The organism is Providencia rettgeri (genome assembly GCF_041075285.1).
In the GTDB taxonomy this organism is placed as follows: domain Bacteria; phylum Pseudomonadota; class Gammaproteobacteria; order Enterobacterales; family Enterobacteriaceae; genus Providencia; species Providencia rettgeri_G.
Genome location: NZ_CP163512.1, coordinates 4,294,117 through 4,309,974 on the forward strand (window position 1 = coordinate 4,294,117; position 15,858 = coordinate 4,309,974).

Annotated in this window: 14 protein-coding genes; 8 read left to right on the forward strand and 6 right to left on the reverse strand. The window is 43.8% G+C overall.

The annotated features are described in order from the left end of the window. Positions 1-40 precede the first annotated feature (40 nt). Together AB6N04_RS19565 and AB6N04_RS19570 are read right to left on the reverse strand one after the other, a co-directional pair. On the reverse strand, positions 41-1,030 hold the full coding sequence (locus tag AB6N04_RS19565; protein ID WP_369309881.1) for a FecR domain-containing protein: 990 nt from the start codon (positions 1,028-1,030) through the stop codon (positions 41-43). Then, a complete protein-coding gene (locus AB6N04_RS19570) occupies positions 1,027-1,566 on the reverse strand; it encodes an RNA polymerase sigma factor (RefSeq protein ID WP_369309882.1) in 540 nt (179 codons plus the stop codon). Before AB6N04_RS19570 ends, AB6N04_RS19565 begins: the two co-directional genes overlap by 4 nt. Positions 1,567-1,766: 200 nt before the next feature. On the opposite strand from AB6N04_RS19570, the gene AB6N04_RS19575 reads away from it, so the two are divergent. Next, positions 1,767-2,549, forward strand: a complete 783-nt coding sequence (locus AB6N04_RS19575; RefSeq protein ID WP_369309883.1) for an energy transducer TonB — start codon at positions 1,767-1,769, stop codon at positions 2,547-2,549. 10 nt (positions 2,550-2,559) lie between these two features. Here the strand turns inward: AB6N04_RS19575 and AB6N04_RS19580 are convergent, their stop codons facing one another. Beyond that, entirely contained in the window at positions 2,560-3,315 is a 756-nt protein-coding gene (locus AB6N04_RS19580; protein WP_369309884.1) for an AhpA/YtjB family protein, read from the reverse strand. A 192-nt stretch (positions 3,316-3,507) separates the two neighbouring features. Between AB6N04_RS19580 and serB the strand changes: the two genes are divergently transcribed. The 3 genes from serB to nadR all read left to right on the forward strand — a co-directional run bounded on the left by serB (position 3,508) and on the right by nadR (position 7,376). Further along, positions 3,508-4,485: a phosphoserine phosphatase gene (serB, locus tag AB6N04_RS19585; protein WP_369309885.1), complete on the forward strand. Its 978-nt coding sequence runs from the start codon at positions 3,508-3,510 to the stop codon at positions 4,483-4,485. Positions 4,486-4,730: 245 nt separating this feature from the next. Next, positions 4,731-6,116, forward strand: a complete 1,386-nt coding sequence (gene radA / locus AB6N04_RS19590; RefSeq protein WP_369309886.1) for a DNA repair protein RadA — start codon at positions 4,731-4,733, stop codon at positions 6,114-6,116. 24 nt (positions 6,117-6,140) lie between these two features. After that, positions 6,141-7,376, forward strand: coding sequence for a multifunctional transcriptional regulator/nicotinamide-nucleotide adenylyltransferase/ribosylnicotinamide kinase NadR (gene nadR, locus AB6N04_RS19595; RefSeq protein WP_369309887.1), 1,236 nt, complete (start codon positions 6,141-6,143; stop codon positions 7,374-7,376). A 209-nt stretch (positions 7,377-7,585) separates the two neighbouring features. On the opposite strand, the gene ettA is transcribed toward nadR, so the two are convergent. Beyond that, positions 7,586-9,253: an energy-dependent translational throttle protein EttA gene (gene ettA / locus AB6N04_RS19600; RefSeq protein ID WP_369309888.1), complete on the reverse strand. Its 1,668-nt coding sequence runs from the start codon at positions 9,251-9,253 to the stop codon at positions 7,586-7,588. A 337-nt stretch (positions 9,254-9,590) separates the two neighbouring features. Between ettA and sltY the strand changes: the two genes are divergently transcribed. Further along, the gene (sltY, locus tag AB6N04_RS19605) at positions 9,591-11,504 is read left to right on the forward strand and encodes a murein transglycosylase (RefSeq protein ID WP_369309889.1); all 1,914 of its coding nucleotides are present in this window, start codon (positions 9,591-9,593) and stop codon (positions 11,502-11,504) included. A gap of 235 nt (positions 11,505-11,739) precedes the next feature. Continuing rightward, positions 11,740-12,057 carry a trp operon repressor gene (gene trpR / locus AB6N04_RS19610; protein WP_125891892.1) on the forward strand — a complete coding sequence of 106 codons (318 nt, stop codon included), beginning with the start codon at positions 11,740-11,742 and terminating at the stop codon, positions 12,055-12,057. Positions 12,058-12,725: 668 nt separating this feature from the next. Here trpR and yjjX read toward each other — a convergent pair. After that, positions 12,726-13,262 (reverse strand): inosine/xanthosine triphosphatase, encoded by a 537-nt coding sequence (gene yjjX / locus AB6N04_RS19615; RefSeq protein WP_369309890.1) that lies wholly within the window; start codon positions 13,260-13,262, stop codon positions 12,726-12,728. 52 nt (positions 13,263-13,314) lie between these two features. Between yjjX and gpmB the strand changes: the two genes are divergently transcribed. After that, positions 13,315-13,962, forward strand: a complete 648-nt coding sequence (gpmB, locus tag AB6N04_RS19620; protein WP_369309891.1) for a 2,3-diphosphoglycerate-dependent phosphoglycerate mutase GpmB — start codon at positions 13,315-13,317, stop codon at positions 13,960-13,962. Between the two features lie 312 nt (positions 13,963-14,274). Here the strand turns inward: gpmB and robA are convergent, their stop codons facing one another. After that, complete coding sequence (gene robA / locus AB6N04_RS19625; RefSeq protein WP_369309892.1) at positions 14,275-15,189, reverse strand: MDR efflux pump AcrAB transcriptional activator RobA; 915 nt, start codon at positions 15,187-15,189, stop codon at positions 14,275-14,277. 178 nt (positions 15,190-15,367) lie between these two features. Between robA and creA the strand changes: the two genes are divergently transcribed. Continuing rightward, positions 15,368-15,844: a protein CreA gene (gene creA / locus AB6N04_RS19630; RefSeq protein ID WP_369309893.1), complete on the forward strand. Its 477-nt coding sequence runs from the start codon at positions 15,368-15,370 to the stop codon at positions 15,842-15,844. Positions 15,845-15,858: the final 14 nt, after the last annotated feature.

The following is a 15,858-nucleotide window of genomic DNA, read 5'->3' on the forward strand; positions in this document are numbered from 1 at the left end:
TGAAATGAGAATTATCCTCACCTGCAAATAAAAATATTTTTCATTTATTTTTTTTATTTTGAATAATCAAGACGTTATTTTTATCTTGATAGACCACTTGCACTGGTAATAGTGAGGGAAGGGCTTGAAAGAATGCATCGGGCTGCCGCAGATTGAGGCGACCTGAGATTTTACTATTGGCTAGGCTAATAGGTGACAGCTCAACATTGAGGGAAGAATAGCTTTTCAGTTCGTTAAGCACTTCAGAAAGGGGTTTATCAACAAACACCAGCTCGCCAAAACGCCAACGGGCGACGTCTAATGCATCAATGTGTTGGCGGGTAATTTGGCTGTTAGGGCTTTGGCTGACCGCGCTATCCCCTGCCAGAAGAAAAACCGGATGGTCATTTTCAAGGCTTTGGAAGCTGACAATCCCTTGGCTTACATTAACTGAAACCTGTTGCGCCACTTTGTTCACTTCAAACTCTGTGCCAACCACTTGAATACGTCTTTTATCGGCTTGAATGATAAATGGGCGATAAGGGTTAGACTTCACTTTGAAATAGGCGTTACCGCTTTCTAGGTAAACATTACGCACTGGGGTCTCATAGGCCACGTGAATACGTGTATTGCGGTTAAGAAACAATTGAGAACCATCTGGCAAAGTCACTTCTTTTGGAAAGTCCGTGGCGACCAAGGTCATATTATTGAGCAACATGGATGGCAGGTGGCTATAAGGTAGAAATAAGATTGCCGCGATAAAAAATGCTGCTAACGTATTTCCCAGTGGACGCCATAAGCGAAAAAAAGGGCGTTTTTCACTGTCCTCTTTTAGGGCACTGGCAGGACGTGGGAGCGCATCAAAGTCACGCCATACTTCAGCTATTGCCTCATAGGCTTTTGCATGTTCAGAGGATGCCGTAAGCCATTGTTTAAATTGCTCGGCTTCCTGTTCGCTGATGCGTTGGCTGTGCATTCGGGTAAACCAAAGTGCAGCCTCTTCATCGATACGCTCTCTATCCTCTGAACCGTGCAAAGGGTTGTGTGTCATGATGATCCGTTGCCCTGATTATCAAGGTGTTTTTTACAATGAACTAATGCTGCCGCAATGTGTTTTTCTACCATGCTAATTGAAATTTCCATCCGTTCAGCGATTTCGCTTTGCGATAACCCATCAAAACGATACAGCAAAAAAGCTTCTCGTCGGCGAGGCGGCAACGTTTCAAGGGCTTCACTTAACCGTTGAATACGCTGCTGGTACTCGACTATTTCACTGGGATCGGCTTCCCGTTGTTCAAAGTTGTGTTCATGTACTACCTCATCAATGGAGGTTTCTGATTTTGTTTGGCGTTGGTTGCGTCGCCAGTGGTCAATTAGTACATGATTGGCAATTTTAAACAGATAAGCACGGCTCTCTTTTACTGGCGTTTGTTCCTTGCGATTAAGCCATAGTGTAAACACATCCTGTGATAAATCATCAGCATCGTTGCTGTTGTCTAGCCGATTGCGGAAAAACCGCACAAGTTGGCAATAAGTCGACTGATACGCACCGCTAATTTTGCGGGTAAGGGATTTATCGATGGTCATTTTGCTGGTGTCAATGTTATCAAAGTGCGCAAATAACAGGATGGGACCCCTGAATACGCTGATGAATAATCTGCTCAGATTACTTTTTTATATAAATCAATCTATTATTTTAATTATTGTCTTTTTATTAATAATAATGAATATCATTTTTGTTTGTATTATGCCTATAATCTGCAAAAAATAAAGTCGTGAGGCAGAATATGAGCAGTATCACGGGCAAGTTAGAACGCCCGATTTTCCGTCCACTGGGCGGTTTGGCGTTGAGTTGTCTTTTCCACGGAACATTAGCAATTATTTTTATTGGATGGTTTACCTCTTCCATACCTAAGACGGGGGTATTACCGCCCGCCATTTCGTTGCAACTTGGTGTTTATCAATTAGAACAGCAGGTAGAACCTGAAGTAAATCATGCGCCAAAACAGCAAATGGCGACTCGTGAAGAGACGCTACCTGAAGTGGTCGAAAAGGTTGAGAAATTGCCTGAGACGGTAATGGTGGATAATGGTACCTTGACGAAAGTATCTGAGAAAAAACGTCCGCCAAAGAAAAAACAACCTCAAGAGAAACAGGTAGTTGAAGACGCACCTGTTTCAACTCAACAATCTGCCGTAACGTCAGCACCCGCTTCAGGTAGCGAGGCAAACAGTAGCGCGAACTTTTCCAGCAATGCTTCCGCGGCAGTGAGCGGTCATCAAGGCTGGCAAAGTGAAGTGCTTCAACGCATTGCAAAATCAAAACGTTACCCACGTGCCGCCCTACGTTTTCGTTCAACAGGGGTGTCTCAGGTAAAAGTGACCTTGGACAGCAAAGGTGAGGTCATTACTGTCAGCTTATTGAATTCATCAGGCACAAAGATCTTGGATAAAGAAGCCTTAGCGACGATTTCCCGGGCCGCGCCTTTCCCGGTACCGCCAGAAACATTACTGGTGGATGGGCGAGTGGAATTCATCGCTCCTATCGTATTTGACACCACATCAATTTAATTTATGGATGTTACTTATCAGACTGAGTTGGCTTACTTTGCGGAGTAGGCCGCTTTGGTCGATAAGGACGAGGTGCTTTTTTGCGTCGTAACCTAACGGGTTTTGCGCGAATAGCGGGCTCATAACTTGGATTATCTAATTCATTTTCTTCGCTACTTTCTTCCGTGTTTACCACTAATGGCGGCGGCTGTTTGTGGCCTTTCTTTTTCTTCAATTTCAGTAAGGTATTGGCTAAAACAAAGCCAATACACAGGGCGAATAAAATAAAAAACCGCAACACATTGGTGCTGTTATCTGCTTGCTGAATTTCTGCTGCCAGTAATTCGGTATCAATCGTTAAGCGCAAGTAGCCTTTAGGTTCTTTTGCACCTTGAATTGGAACAACTAATTGATATTGAAAGTTTTGTAACGAAGAGTTGTCATCAATAGCGAGACGCTCTTTGACGGAGGTTGGCTCACCGACTTGGGTGATCAATGTACCACTTGCGGTATAGATACTGGCATCCAAAATATAGCGATCTTTTGCCACATTATTTAAATTGGCATTAATTCGTTCTAAATTAAAATCTTTGCTGCCGGGAACAATATAATCAGATAAGCTGAAGGCAACTTGTTCGGCAAGCACATAAGTCAATTGTTTGAATTGCTCAATGCGGCTCTGATTTTGGCTATAGCCCAAATAGGAAATGCCGTGCATCAGTAAAGTTACCAGTGCAATACAGATAACAATAATGACGGTTTTATGTAGCCTGAAGGTGCGTTTCATTGCTTTATTGGTGCTCTCGACTTATGTTGAGTATAAAGGTCGCGTTATACTTCAAGTAATTGGGGGCTATATTCCGTTTTCGCGGTAAAAACTTAAGGTTATAAAGCCTTAAAGTTTAGTATAGTGGCTTCGTTCAGCTACTCGCAACTCATCATTATAAAAAAGTTATTTCGATTACAGGAGCTAATTTTCATGTCAACGAGTTTGACCTATTGTTACTTACCCGACGAGATCCAAAAATGGCCGGGCCTGCCCCTTTCTTTAAGCGGGGAAGAAGTAATGCCCCTTGACTATCGTGCAGGTGACAGTGGGTGGCTACTCTATGGTCGCGGTTTAGATAAAGGGCGGATCAGTAATTTCCAACAACGTTTGGGGATTGCAATTGTGATTGTGTCTTCATGGCGCATTGATGATTACCAAGTCGTCAGGATCGCCGGCAGCATCACGCCAAGAATTAAAAAACTCGCTGATGAATGTTTATTAGACGTGGTGCCATTAGGTCAAATCCCGCGCCTGCGTTCGCCAGGGATCTTATTAATGGACATGGATTCCACCGCGATCCAAATTGAATGTATTGATGAAATTGCCCGCCTAGCAGGGGTTGGCGAACAAGTGGCAGAGGTCACTGAGCGTGCAATGCAAGGGGAGTTGGATTTTACCGAAAGCCTGCGTGCTCGAGTCACATTACTGGAAGGTGCAGATGCCACCATCTTAGATAACGTCTTAGAAAACCTGCCGTTAATGCCAGGATTAACGAACCTTGTTCGCAAACTGCAAGCGATGAACTGGCACATTGCCATCGCTTCAGGCGGATTTACGTTTTTTGCTGATAACCTAAAGCAAAAACTAAAATTGGTTGCGGCAGTGGCTAACCAACTAGAAGTGAAAAACGGTAAGCTAACTGGGAAAGTTAAAGGGCCAATTGTTGATGCGAAATATAAAGCACAAACCTTGGTAAAACTGGCGGAAAAATTAGAAATCCCGATAGAGCAAACGGTGGCAATTGGTGATGGTGCCAATGATCTAAAAATGATCCGTAAAGCGGGGCTGGGGATCGCATATCATGCGAAACCAAAGGTATACGCTAGGGCTAAGGTGGCTATCCGTCATGCGGATCTCATGGGGGTGATGTGTGTGTTAAGTGGTGGCTTGAAGCACGAAGAACGCTAATATTCTTCATATTTCACGCTGTGGCGGTGTTGGCTTCGCTCGGCTGCTTGGGTCACATACTTGTGTATGCTCCCCAAGACATCCTCCCTTGCCGCCTTGCCACAACGCGAACTATTTTGAATATTAATTAAAATTAAAATTAAAATTAAAATTAAAATTAAAATTAAAATTTAAGGTTTCAAGAACATTCAGAATATTGTAGTTAGTCGGTTGTAAAACAGAATAATTTTAACGAGGAGTTTGGTGTGGCGAAAGGGGTAAAAAGGGCGTTTGTCTGTAATGAATGCGGGGCGGATTATCCGCGCTGGCAGGGGCAATGCAGTGCTTGCCACGCATGGAATACCATTACGGAAGTGCGTCTCGCCTCAGCAAGCTCGACCTCTCGTAATGACCGTTTAACGGGGTATGCAGGAAATGCGGCGGGGGTGAGTAAGGTTCAGAAACTCTCTGATATTAGCCTTGAAGAGCTGCCTCGCTTTACCACCGGCTTTAAAGAATTTGATCGTGTATTGGGGGGTGGGGTTGTACCGGGAAGCGCCATTCTTATTGGGGGGAATCCGGGGGCGGGTAAAAGTACCTTATTGCTGCAAACCATGTGCTTGTTATCTCGTGAAATGAAAACCTTGTATGTCACAGGGGAAGAATCACTGCAACAAGTTGCGATGCGTGCCCATCGACTCGGGTTACCAACAGACTCGCTCAATATGCTCTCTGAAACCAGCATCGAGCAAATCTGCTTAACTGCTGAGCAAGAACAACCGAAATTAATGGTCATCGACTCCATCCAAGTTATGCATATGGCAGATATCCAATCTTCACCGGGGAGCGTCGCACAAGTACGTGAAACGGCAGCTTATTTGACGCGGTTTGCTAAAACTCGTGGTGTCGCCATCATTATGGTGGGCCATGTGACAAAAGACGGTTCATTGGCAGGGCCTAAAGTCCTCGAACACTGTATTGACTGCTCGATTATGTTAGATGGCGATGCAGATAACCGCTTTCGCACTCTGCGCAGCCACAAAAACCGTTTTGGGGCAGTAAATGAATTAGGGGTTTTTGCGATGACAGAGCAAGGCCTCAAAGAAGTGAGCAATCCCTCCGCAATTTTCTTAAGTCGCGGTGATGAAATTACCTCGGGAAGCTCTGTGATGGTGGTGTGGGAAGGTACGCGCCCCTTGCTGGTGGAAATTCAAGCATTAGTTGATCACTCAATGATGTCGAATCCACGTCGTGTTGCCGTCGGTTTAGAACAAAACCGTTTGGCGATTTTATTGGCGGTGCTGCATCGTCACGGTGGCTTACAAATGTCGGATCAGGATGTGTTCGTGAATGTCGTTGGGGGCGTAAAAGTCACTGAAACCAGTGCTGATCTTGCTTTATTGCTCTCCCTAGTGTCCAGTTTTCGTGATCGCCCATTACCACGCGACCTTGTCGTCTTTGGTGAGGTCGGGCTGGCAGGGGAAATTCGGCCAGTACCGAGTGGGCAGGAGCGTATTTCTGAGGCGGCAAAACATGGTTTTAAACGGGCAATTGTCCCCTATGCTAATATGCCCAAAAAATCTCCGCCTGATATGAAAGTGTATGGAGTGAAGAAATTAGCGGATGCATTAAGTATTTTGGATGAGCTATAACAACTTGAATCAAAAGGAAAAATTATGGCTGAATTTGAATATCTAAAAAACGCGATCAAACGAGCGGGCTATACGCTTCAACAGGTTGCGGATGCGACAGATATGACCAAAGGCTATCTCAGCCAGTTGATTAATGACAAAATTAAAAGCCCAAGCGCCCAAAAGATTGCAGCGCTCCACCGCTTTCTTGGGTTGGAATTTCCCAACCAACCAAAAACTATCGGGGTGGTTTTTGGTAAGTTTTATCCATTACATACAGGGCATATCTACCTGATCCAGCGGGCATGTAGCCAAGTAGACGAACTGCACGTAATTTTGTGCCATGACGAGCCACGGGATAAAGAACTGTTCGTTAACAGCTCTATGTCTCAGCAACCGACGGTGAGCGACCGATTACGTTGGTTGCTGCAAACCTTTAAATACCAAAAAAATATTCATATTCACTCATTTGATGAGAAAGGCATTGAGCCTTATCCACACGGTTGGCAAGTGTGGAGTGATGGGATGAAAGGCTTTTTGAAAAAGCACAACATTAATCCAAGTTTTATCTATTCAGGGGAAGCGAACGATGCCCCGCGCTACAAAAAATATTTGGGTATTGAAACGATCCTTATTGATCCTGAGCGCACATTTATGAATATCAGTGGTAACCAGATCCGCCAAGCGCCATTTCGTTACTGGGAATATATCCCGACGGAAGTGAAGCCATTTTTCGTGCGAAAAGTGGCGATTTTAGGTGGTGAATCCAGCGGTAAGTCCACACTAGTCAATAAGTTAGCCAATATTTTTAACACCTCCAGTGCATGGGAATATGGTCGAGACTATGTTTTCAGCCATTTAGGGGGTGACGAAATGGCACTGCAATATTCTGACTATGACAAAATCGCTTTAGGCCATGCACAATATATTGATTTTGCAGTTAAATATGCAAATAAAGTAGCGTTTATTGATACGGACTTCGTGACCACTCAGGCCTTCTGCTTACGTTATGAAGGCAAGGAGCATCCATTCGTTCAGGCACTGATTGATGAGTATCGATTTGATTTGGTGATAGTGCTTGAGAATAATACGCCATGGGTTGCCGATGGCTTGAGAAGCTTAGGCAGTGATAAAGACCGAAAAGCGTTCCAGAACCTACTCATTGAAATGCTTAAGAAAAATAATATTGAGTTTGTTCGAGTGGAGTCATCGGACTACGATACCCGTTTCTTAGAATGTGTCACCCTTGTTCAGCAGCTATTAATGTTGGATGACTTATAACAGTACACAATAAAAAACGGCATCTGATGATGCCGTTCAGACTGCTGACAAACATAACATGTTTGGCGGCAGGTTGGATAGGTTTTGAAAAAACAAGGAAAATCAATATATTGATTTTCGCCTGATAACACAAAGTGGGAAAAACCACGCTTTTATCCCACTTTGTCAACAACCTCAACGGCATCTGATGATGCCGTTCTGAGCATATTTTACTTCGTCATTCTTTTGTACTTCATTCGATGCGGCTGAAGGGCTTCCGCGCCTAAAGTACGTTTCTTATAATCTTCATATTCAGAGAAGTTACCTTCGAAGAACGTGATGTTACCTTCATCTTGGTAATCAATGATATGGGTTGCGATACGGTCAAGGAACCAACGGTCATGGGAGATAACCATTGCACAGCCCGGGAACTCTAACAGCGCGTTTTCTAACGCACGTAAGGTTTCTACGTCTAGGTCGTTGGTTGGTTCATCGAGTAACAGCACGTTTCCGCCCACTTGCAACAGTTTTGCTAAGTGTAAGCGGCCTCGTTCACCACCGGATAACTCACCAACGCGTTTACCTTGGTCAACGCCTTTAAAGTTAAAGCGGCCAACGTAAGCGCGGCTTGGGATCTCAAAGTTACCGATACGCATGATGTCTTGCCCGTTGGAAATCTCTTCCCACACGGTTTTGCTGTCATCCATTGAATCACGGAATTGGTCAACCGAGGCAATTTTTACTGTTTCACCCACGGTGATTGTTCCTGAATCAGGTTGCTCTTGACCTGAAATCATACGGAATAGGGTTGATTTACCCGCACCATTTGGACCAATGATCCCGACAATTGCCCCTTTAGGAATGGAGAAACTTAGGTTATCAATTAATACGCGGTCACCATAAGATTTACTTAGGTTTTCCACCTCGATCACTTTATCACCTAAACGCGGTCCAGGTGGGATAAAGAGTTCGCTAGTTTCATTACGTTTTTGGTATTCAACGCTATTAAGTTCTTCAAAGCGAGCCAGACGAGCCTTTCCTTTCGATTGACGGCCTTTAGGATTTTGGCGGATCCACTCAAGCTCTTTCTCGATAGACTTACGGCGAGCCGCTTCGGTTGATGCTTCTTGCGCCAGACGCTGATCTTTTTGCTCAAGCCATGAAGAGTAGTTGCCTTCCCATGGAATACCTTCACCACGGTCAAGTTCGAGGATCCAACCTGCAACGTTATCTAAGAAGTAACGGTCGTGCGTGATAGCCACAACAGTACCTTCGTAGTCATGTAAGAAGCGCTCTAACCAAGCAACGGATTCCGCATCCAAGTGGTTGGTTGGCTCATCAAGTAACAACATATCGGGTTTTTCTAGCAACAGACGGCAGATAGCCACACGGCGGCGTTCCCCCCCTGAGAGGTTTTCGATTTTTGCATCCCAAGGTGGCAGACGCAGGGCATCAGCAGCACGTTCCAGTTGGTTATCTAAATTGTGACCATCATGCGCAGAAATAATCGCTTCTAACTCGCCCTGTTCTTTGGCCAACTTATCGAAATCGGCCCCTTCTTCTGCATAGGCTGCGTAAACTTCGTCTAAACGTGTTAATGCACGTTTAACTTCACCAACCGCTTCTTCAACCGCTTCGCGCACAGTGTGCTCAAGGTTCAGTTTCGGCTCCTGGGGGAGATAGCCAATTTTTAAGCCCGGTTGTGGGCGAGCTTCACCTTCGATATCGGTATCAATACCCGCCATAATGCGCAGTAATGTTGATTTACCTGCGCCGTTGAGACCTAAAACACCGATCTTAGCCCCCGGGAAGAAGCTCAGAGAGATATTTTTTAAAATATGACGTTTCGGTGGAACAATTTTTCCAACCCGATACATACTATAAACGAATTGAGCCAAGTTATTTACCTTTTGTTTTATAAAGGGAATTTTAATTTTATGCAGTTTTCTGTGTTTTAGGGGGAAATTCACCAAAAGACAGAGGAAAACGGCGATAAATTGTTTGTCCTGAACTATACCTGATTGCACATGGGATGGTCTAGGCTATCGACGCTAAGAAGGAAGTAAAAGCACAGTTAATCTAAAGTAAAAGACTGTAAAATAGGTAAATTCAAGAACTCTCCGCTATTGCTCGATAAAAACTTTCGGTAGCATTAACATTATTGATATATGTTTAATGTATAGGTTAAGGTTTTGCCTATATTTTGACTTTAGTTTAGCGATGGAGCGAGTGGATATGAAACGTTGGTTAGCAGCAGTTCCAGTGACTATGATGCTGGTTTCTAGCACCGTGTGGGCGGATTCTCTTCAGTCACAACGGGAACGGTATCAGGCGATTAAAACCGCTTGGGATGCAAATAAAATGGATGAAGTGGAGCGCTTATTACCGACGTTACATGATTATCCTCTTTACCCTTATTTGGCTTACCGTGAGTTGACGCAAGATCTTGATATTATTTCACCTCGTCAAGTTCAGGAGTTTATTAACGCTTATCCAACGCTACCTGTTGCCAAGAATTTAAAAACACGTTTTGTGAATGAACTTGCTCGCCGCCAAGAGTGGAAATCACTGCTTGAATTTAGTCCTGAGGTGCCAAAACCCGCTGAAGCCCAATGTAATTTCTACTTCGCAAACTGGGCGGTTGGAAATAAACAAGTGGCTTGGCAAGGTGCAGAAAAAGCTTGGTTAAATGGTCATTCAATGCCAGCTGCTTGTGATAAATTATTTAACGAATGGGAAAAAGCGGGCTATTTAAGTGCAGAAATGGTGCTTGAGCGTATCAACCTTGCCATTAAAGAAGGCAACCCATCGATTGCGAGTTATTTAGCAAAACGTTTACCACCAAGCTATAAAACCATTGGAGATGCACTGGTTAAATTGCAAAACGACCCAGCTTCTGTTGTTTCATTTGCTAAAACAGTGACCCCAACTGACTTCACTCGCCAAGCGACCATCGCCGCATTTAACCGCTATGCACGCCAATCACCAGATGCCGCACGTGCCGTATTAAGTCGCGTTAGTTCAGTACAAAAAATGAATATGGCAGAAAGCCAACTGCTAAAAGACAGCATTGCATGGCAGTATATGGGAGACGTGACTCCTGAGCAGGCGCAATGGCGCGATGAAACTATTCAGGAAAGTCATTCTGCCTCTTTGAAAGAGCGCCGTGTTCGTCTAGCTTTAGGGGCAGGGGACAAAAGAGGTGTTGCATCATGGTTGAAACAGTTGCCAGCGGAAGTGAAGAATAAAGAAGAATGGCAATATTGGCAGGCTATCACATTAATTGACGCAGGGAAAAAAGCGGAAGGTGAAACGCTACTTCGTCAATTAACTGAAAAGCGTGGTTTTTACCCAATGGTTGCTGCGCAAGTGTTAGAGATTGACTACCCTGTTTTAGTGAAAAGTGCAGTTAAACCTGATGCGAGTATCAGCCAACTGCCTGAAGTTCAGCGTGTACGTGAATTAATGTATTGGGAAATGGATAACCTCGCCCGTTCTGAATGGGTGAGTCTAGTGGCCTCACTACCTGCCAACCAGCAAGAGCAATTAGCTCGTTATGCGTTTGATAACCAATGGGCAGATCTTAGTGTGCAAGCGACAATCACCGCAAAACTGTGGGATCATCTGGAAGAACGCTTCCCATTAGCATGGGATAAAGAGTTTAGTTTGTATACCAAATCAAAGGATATACAAAAAAGTTATGCCATGGCGATCGCCCGTCAAGAAAGTGCATGGAATCCGCAAGCGCGCTCACCAGTGGGGGCAACAGGTTTGATGCAGTTAATGCCGGCAACCGCAAAACATACAGCACAGAAGCAGGGTATTAATTATGTGAATACCAGTCAGTTAACCAATCCAATAATGAATATTGAACTGGGAACTGCTTATCTGGAAGATGTATACCAGCAATTTGGCAATAACCGGATTTTAGCCAGCGCTGCCTACAATGCGGGACCGTCCCGTGTGACACGTTGGCTAGGAAACAGTGGCGGTCGTATTGATGCCGTGGCATTTGTAGAAAGTATTCCGTTCTCAGAAACCCGTGGCTACGTGAAAAACGTGTTGTCATATGACTTATTCTATCGACACTTTATGGGGCAGAAAAACAACAAGGTGCTTCTCCCGAACGAATGGAATATGAAGTACTAATACGCGTCATATTTTGGGGTGTGGCGTTGTTGACTGCACTTAGCGACTCGGGGCACAGACTTTTTTGTATGCCCCGAGCTATCCTCGCTGGTCGCTTAGTCACAACTCAAACTATTTAGTGTTAACGTATTAATATAGTAACTAAATGGATTTTTTTTGTTTTGTGTTTGGTTGATGATTTTTAGTTATAGTGTGTTATTATTTGTACTAGTTAAATAGTATGGGTGGATAAACGATGACGGCAAATCAACAACACGACCCAGCGCTGACAGCCGATGAAAACGCTGACTGGCTGCGCTTTGTGAATTTATTACAATTGGCATTCGAACAAGATATTCATCTGCCAGTTCTTCAGTTATTGCTAACCCCTGATGAACGCACAGCATTGGCGACCCGAGTTAAAATCGTGCAAGAACTAATGCGCGGCGAAATGAGCCAAAGAGAGCTGAAAAATGAGCTGGGAGTGGGGATCGCGACGATTACGCGAGGGTCAAATAGTTTGAAGTCAGCGCCTATTCCGGTGAAGGAGTGGCTTGAGTCTCAGCTTCTCTAAAATACTCTTCATATTTCGAATTGTAGGGGTGTTGGCTGCGTTTGCTAACCCTAGTCACATACTAGTGTATGCTCCTAGGGCTTAGCGTCACTTGCCGCCTACCTACAATCCGAACTATTTTGAGTATTTATATTTTCGTACTATCCTCGTTAGTCGCCTAGTCACAGCACGAATTATTTAGAATATTAATACTCTTCATATTTCGAATTGTAGGGGTGAATACCTACAATCCGAACTATTTTGAGTATTTATATTTTCGTACTATCCTCGCTGGTCGCCTAGCCACAGTACGAATTATTTAGAATATTAATATTTTTTATATTTTCGTACTATCCTCGCTGGTCGCCTAGTCACAGTACGAATTATTTAGAATATTAATGCTTTTTATATTTCGAATTGCAGGGGGGAATGCCTACAATCCGAACTATTTTGAGTATTTATATTTTCGTACTATCCTCGTTGGTCACCTAGTCACAGTACGAATTATTTAGAATAGTAATACTCTTCATATTTCGAATTGTAGGGGGGAATACCTACAACCCGAACTATATTGAGTATTCGTATTGTTAGGCTGCCAGTAGGCATAAAAAAAGTATGGTTTCCCATACTTTAGTGTGAAAAGAGGTTGCACTTTATCCTGCATGCAATTTTAATTATTTTGAGTATAATTAGTCTTCGACTTGGTTTAGCTCTTTATAAATTTCATGCTTAATGGGAACCAAAGCCAGTATTAAGGCTTGTTGGTAAACGCTGGTACGGGTTAACACACCGTCAGTGAAAAAGCCAATGGCTCCGCCTTGTTGTTTGATATTATCAATACCAGTCAAAAAGGCCATTTCATCGCCGAGTTCACGACCTTCACGAATACCTGCCAGAATTTTTTCTGGGATCATAATACTTGCAGAGCGAGATTCCCCGCGAATTTGCTTGTGCTCAATGACAATCCAAGCGAAAGTCATGTCCTCATCAATACCCGCTTCAATACCGACCCAAAAGTCTGCTTCTGGGCGAACTTGTCTTGAAGCCATCACGCGTTGTCTAGCGCCTGTACGGGTTTCATTATTACCGATAGGTTGCTGTGGAACACTGCTATCGACATTAATATCTTCAATTTGATAACTGCCTGGCCCAAATACAGCATCGAAAGCGAGACGGATCGCATTAATCTTGGCAGGGTTAGTCGTTGCAGCTATAACTTGGTACATTCACTATTTTCCTTTGAACACATACTTCGAAAAGTAATAACGGAACACATCTATGTTACAGGTTTATCTTGTTCGCCATGGCGAAACTGAATGGAATTTGGCTCGTCGCATCCAGGGACAATCTGATAGCCCTCTGACAGCCACAGGACGATTACAAGCAAGGCAGGTGGCTGAAAGGATAAAATCAGAAGGTATTACCCATATTATCACTAGTGATATGGGGCGCACACTAGAAACTGCACAAATCATTGCAAGTGTATGCGGATGTGAAATTATCACAGAACCGCGCTTACGTGAACTAAATATGGGTGTGTTAGAGCAAAGAGCGATCGACTCATTGACGGAAGAAGAAGAACAGTGGCGCAAAAGTTTGATTGATGGTACCCGCGGAGGGCGTATACCCAATGGTGAATCTATGGAAGAGCTCTATACACGCATGTTTGCGGCGCTCAATAGCTGCTTAGATTTACCCGAAGGAAGCCGCCCATTATTAGTCAGCCACGGTATTGCGTTGAGCTTACTCATTAGCCGTATTATGGGTGTTCCCGCTTATTCAGAGCGCCGTTTACGTTTACGTAACTGCTCTTTATCCCGTGTGGATTACCAAAATAGCCCTTGGCTAGCGAATGGTTGGATTGTTGAAACCGCAGGGGAAGTTGCCCATTTAACGCAACCAGCATTGGATGAACAGCAGGGGTAATGGTGAAAAAGGCGTTTCGAGCTAGGGGTTGTTTATCTTTGATGGTCAATTTTCATTCGAATTAAAGCCATTTAAGCCAAGGCGAGAGGTTCGCCGCCGAGTGAACTCGGCAAGCACCTCTCAACGCAGCATTAAATGAGAGAAAAGTGCTTTTATCGAACCCGTAGGGCGGCGCTTAGGGACAATAGTTGATTCAAATCGTCGTCAGTTAGCACGACGGAGACATCGATCCATTTTTTTTGTTATTTCTTAACCTTTTTTAGCGGTAATAATCAGCAGAAAAGATAAACAACCCCTAGAAACGCCTTTCCACTAAGCTGCAACCACGACATCCGTTTTGATAGGGCCATAATAATCAAACGTATCAATATGAGTCTTCGGATCATCACTGTCAGGTGTGATCTTATGTAAGTCAATACGTTTTAATCGATAATGTTCAATGTCATACCCTGGACGACGGGTTAAATTGAGCTTTGGCAAATAGACACCGTAGATCTGGTATAAAAACTCTTGCAGAGCATCACGGGTTGGCATGCCGTTAAATGAAAATTTGACATAATTTCCACTTGGTAGCGTGATACTTGTGTATTGATCCGTATTGAAACTCGCATCTTCAGGTTTCACTGCCGTGGTATAAAATACGGTTTGTTCATCTTCTTTTTCTGGATTATGGATCGCATGATGCAAACCGAAGACTTCAGAAGCGATAGTCGTAGTGTTATCCAGATAATAGTGCCAAAACGTTTGGCGCATTTTTGAACAAGCGGTTGACCACTCTTCGAGCGCATATGAGCAGCTTTGCTCTAAGCCAACCAGTGATAGCTCAGGCATTTGCACAAACTCATGATCAATAATGACATGATTATCTAAAATAATCGGCGGGCAGATACCCGCAGCGCACCACTCTTCACTGCGCCGATAAAAAGCGGGAGTCAAATTGAACTGCTTTTTAAAGGCGCGGGTAAAGGTTTGTTGTGAGTCAAAGCGATATTGCAGGGCAATATCTAAAATTGGGCGGCTGGTTAAGCGTAACGCTACTGCCGCACGAGAAAGCCTTCTCGCTCGAATATAAGCCCCAATTGCTTGGTCTGTGACCTCTTTGAACATTCGTTGTAAATGCCACTTTGAGTAACCGGCTTTTGCGGCGACATTGTCCAGCGAAAGCGGTTTATCGAGGTTATCATCTATCCAGCGAAGCAAGTCGCGAATAATATTAGTTTGATCCATGTATATCCCCAGCCAATGCGACTTATAGAACAGATATAATCTATCAATGAATTGCTATTCTATATCAACTTATCTTTTTCGTTTATAGTAAATGAGCTGTATTTGAGAATTAGTTAGAAAAGTGAATAATTAACACTGTCATGGTGTTTGTTGGTTTAAACTAAATAGGAAACCCAGTATGCGTTTTTCCACATTAAAAAAAATCGTATTTGCGTCGTTGTTAGCGGTGACGGCTGGTTCAGCGCTCGCTGAAGAAATTGGTTCAGTGGATACTGTGTTTAAAATTTTTGGACCAGACCATAAAATTGTCGTTGAAGCTTTTGATGATCCTGACGTTGAAAATGTCACATGTTATTTGAGCCGCTCAAAAACAGGTGGGATAAAAGGGGGATTAGGGCTCGCGGAAGACACCTCAGATGCGGCAATTTCCTGCCAACAAGTTGGTCCTATTGAACTTAGCGATCGCGTAAAACGTAAACCAACAAAGGGGCAAGTTGTTTTCCAGAAAAGAACTTCGTTAGTCTTTAAGAAACTGCAAGTTGTGCGTTTTTACGATCCCAAGCGTAATGCGCTGATTTATTTAACCTATTCAGACAAAATGATCGATGGTTCTCCGAAAAACGCCTTAAGTGCCGTGCCGATTATGCCTTGGTAATATAGAGCTAGAGG

What these genes read in the sequence shown, in the direction of transcription:
- serB (WP_369309885.1), top strand. Translation starts at nt 3,508, where the DNA reads ATGTCAACGAGTTTGACCTATTGTTACTTACCCGACGAGATCCAAAAA.
- AB6N04_RS19565 (WP_369309881.1), bottom strand. Translation starts at nt 1,030, where the DNA reads ATGACACACAACCCTTTGCACGGTTCAGAGGATAGAGAGCGTATCGAT.
- gpmB (WP_369309891.1), top strand. Translation starts at nt 13,315, where the DNA reads ATGTTACAGGTTTATCTTGTTCGCCATGGCGAAACTGAATGGAATTTG.
- trpR (WP_125891892.1), top strand. Translation starts at nt 11,740, where the DNA reads ATGACGGCAAATCAACAACACGACCCAGCGCTGACAGCCGATGAAAAC.
- creA (WP_369309893.1), top strand. Translation starts at nt 15,368, where the DNA reads ATGCGTTTTTCCACATTAAAAAAAATCGTATTTGCGTCGTTGTTAGCG.
- nadR (WP_369309887.1), top strand. Translation starts at nt 6,141, where the DNA reads ATGGCTGAATTTGAATATCTAAAAAACGCGATCAAACGAGCGGGCTAT.
- AB6N04_RS19570 (WP_369309882.1), bottom strand. Translation starts at nt 1,566, where the DNA reads ATGACCATCGATAAATCCCTTACCCGCAAAATTAGCGGTGCGTATCAG.
- yjjX (WP_369309890.1), bottom strand. Translation starts at nt 13,262, where the DNA reads ATGTACCAAGTTATAGCTGCAACGACTAACCCTGCCAAGATTAATGCG.
- AB6N04_RS19575 (WP_369309883.1), top strand. Translation starts at nt 1,767, where the DNA reads ATGAGCAGTATCACGGGCAAGTTAGAACGCCCGATTTTCCGTCCACTG.
- robA (WP_369309892.1), bottom strand. Translation starts at nt 15,189, where the DNA reads ATGGATCAAACTAATATTATTCGCGACTTGCTTCGCTGGATAGATGAT.
- AB6N04_RS19580 (WP_369309884.1), bottom strand. Translation starts at nt 3,315, where the DNA reads ATGAAACGCACCTTCAGGCTACATAAAACCGTCATTATTGTTATCTGT.
- sltY (WP_369309889.1), top strand. Translation starts at nt 9,591, where the DNA reads ATGAAACGTTGGTTAGCAGCAGTTCCAGTGACTATGATGCTGGTTTCT.